The organism is Okeania sp. SIO2F4 (assembly GCF_010672385.1).
Lineage (GTDB): Bacteria > Cyanobacteriota > Cyanobacteriia > Cyanobacteriales > Microcoleaceae > Trichodesmium.
The window spans coordinates 26,787-29,520 of sequence record NZ_JAAHGT010000013.1; the positions used below are offsets into that span (position 1 = coordinate 26,787).

1 protein-coding gene and 1 tRNA gene are annotated in these 2,734 nt (G+C 40.0%); both read right to left on the reverse strand.

Annotation, left to right across the window (positions count from 1 at the left end; translation table 11 throughout):
* A partial coding sequence (gltX, locus tag F6K22_RS01320) for a glutamate--tRNA ligase (RefSeq protein ID WP_363272610.1) occupies positions 1–1,840 on the reverse strand: 1,840 nt, incomplete at its 3' end.
* A 560-nt stretch (positions 1,841–2,400) separates the two neighbouring features.
* A tRNA-Asp gene (locus F6K22_RS01325) sits at positions 2,401–2,474 on the reverse strand.
* Positions 2,475–2,734: the final 260 nt, after the last annotated feature.

Genomic DNA, 2,734 nt, shown 5'->3' on the forward strand with positions numbered 1-2,734 from the left:
CGGTTGGTTCGGTTGGTGTTTTGCTTGTTGCACCAGTCGTTGCAGTAGTTGGAGTTTCTGGTGTCGCAACTTTACTCTGTTTAGCTACGGTTGGTTCGGTTGGTGTTTTGCTTGTTGCACCAGTCGTCGGAGTTGGAATTGCTGGTGATGCTGAGATTTTTCTCTCTTTTTGTACAGTCGGTTCGGCTGGAATTTTAGCTGCTGCACCAGTAGTCGGAGTTGCTGCTGGTGTTGAGATTTTTGTCTCTTTGTTCTCTGTTACTTGTTTTTGTTCAGGTATTGGTGTCGTCTTAGTTTGCTCTTTTGATAAAGCAGGAGACTTTGGAGTTGCTGTTTCTACCACAACAGTACCTTCACTCTTATTAGGAGTAGTCTCTGTTTTCTTCGTTTCCTCAATTTCCTGACCTATAGATTTTTTGAACCTTAATACATCAAAACCCTTTTGATGCAGCAGTAACCACGACTGAATTAAATCTGGTCCTTGCATCGCACCTGTTAAGGATGCTCTTAGCGATCGCATCACAATCCCTTTCTTCACCTTAACTTTCTGAGTAACTTTTTTAATAGTTTGCTGTGCATCATCCGCTCCTAGAGGTACATCAACATTTATCATTTCTAGAAGAGAATTAATAGATTTAACAGAATCTTCTTTCTGTATTTGCGTTGTTGCTGCTTCGTCTAGTTCTACAGTGGGAGAGAAGAATAACTTACTCATTTCCACTGCATCTGTCAGACGAGTCAAACTAGGTCCTATTAATGCTGTTAGTTCTTCTAACCAAGAGCGATCGCCTTTGGGATCTAATTCATATCCTGCTTTTTGCCAAATGGGAATTAATTTATCTGTCAGTTTTTCTACTGGTAGACTATGTAAATATTGACTGTTTATCCAATCCAATTTATCCCAGTCAAACTTAGCTCCTGCTTTATTCACCCTCTCAAAACTAAACTTTTCTCCTGCTTCTGTTAGGGTAAATATTTCTTGCGTTGCATCTGGAGGCGTCCACCCAAGCAAACACATATAATTTGCCAGTGCTTCGGGAGTAAAACCCAATTCTTTAAAATCAGAAATTGAAGTTACTCCATCCCGTTTTGACAATTTTCGTCCTTCTTTATTCAGAATTAGGGGTGTATGAGCAAACTCTGGTACTTTTCCCTCTAAGGCTTCATAAAGTAATATTTGTTTAGCTGTATTAGCAATATGGTCTTCACCCCGAATCACATGGGTAATTTTCATATCCATATCATCTACTACCACTGCCATATTGTAGAGAGGTTGTCCTACTTTACCCCCAGCAGCAGCACGGGAAATGACCATATCTCCACCTAGGTCACTTCCTTTCCAGGTCACTCTCCCCCGCACCATATCATTCCAGGTAATTATCCGGTCATCATCTATTTTGAAGCGAATTACTGCTTGCCTTCCTGCTGCTTCAAAAGCTGCTTGTTCTTTTGCTGTGAGGTTCCGGTGGCGGTTGTCGTAGCGGGGTGCTTCTTTTCTTGCTTTCTGGGCTTCCCGCATTTCCTCTAGTTCTGCTGCTGTACAATAGCAGCGATAGGCTAATCCTTTGTCTAGTAAATCTTGAGTTGCTTTCTGGTATAGTTCTAGACGTTGAGACTGATAAGATGGTCCTTCATCCCACTCTAACCCTAACCAGGTTAGTCCCTCCGTAATATTTTTAGTATATTCTGGACGGGAGCGCTCTAAATCTGTATCTTCTATTCTTAGGATAAATTTTCCTTTCTGGTTCTGTGCAAATAACCAGTTAAATACAGCAGTTCTGGCTGTACCGATATGTAAATTTCCTGTTGGGCTTGGGGCCAAACGAACTCTAACACTCATATCAATTTCTATTTTAGTTTTTTGTTTTCAGATTTTATTCTACTTCTGGTTAAATCTCAGAAGATATATAATTTACCAGTGGAGTGTAAAAATCTCTTGGAAAAAATGTGCTTAAAACGAGTAATTATCTTTATTTCCTACAGAAATAAGATATTTTTGAGGTCAATTAATTGACCTCAAAAAGTATGGTTAGGCAAAAATTTGGACATTGTTGCGTCCATTCTCCAGAAAATGCGTAAAGTTGGCCTCGCCCAGTTATTTTGGCTTTTTCAGCTCGACACACTGGTTTTTCAAATCTCTTTACCTGTTTAATGCCGAACAACAGAAGCTCAGGACTGGCCTCGCATCCCAAGGTGTTATGACCGATCGGGACGTTTACTTTAAAAAAAGTGGGCTGGACTAACCATTTAAACCATTTAAGCGACTTGAGTGCTTTGATTAGATTCTGGTTAGTCTAATTTTGATACTGACTTGATTTCCTACTTTTACCATAAAAATTAGGCTTTCATCAAACAGTAATATCCATCAGATTTGTTATGAGTGTTAAGTTATGTACTTTACGGGACTGACGGGGCTCGAACCCGCAACTTCCGCCGTGACAGGGCGGTGCTCTAACCAATTGAACTACAGTCCCTTTTTTTTCAAGCCATATGCTATTATGGCGCTTTCTATTTTATTTGTCAAGCATTTCTCTAAATTTTTTTTTGCATCTTTTTGTTCCTTTTAGCCAAAACCTTTACTATATAAGACTTTAAAAGTTTGATTTTTTTTTATTGAGGATTAGTAGTTGACATCCTCCCGACGCTGATCTACGAGACAGCGCGGGATTCCCTAACATCACTGATAGGAACTTTCTGCTTAAGGCCGCACCTGCCTCCCTTGACGAACCTATGA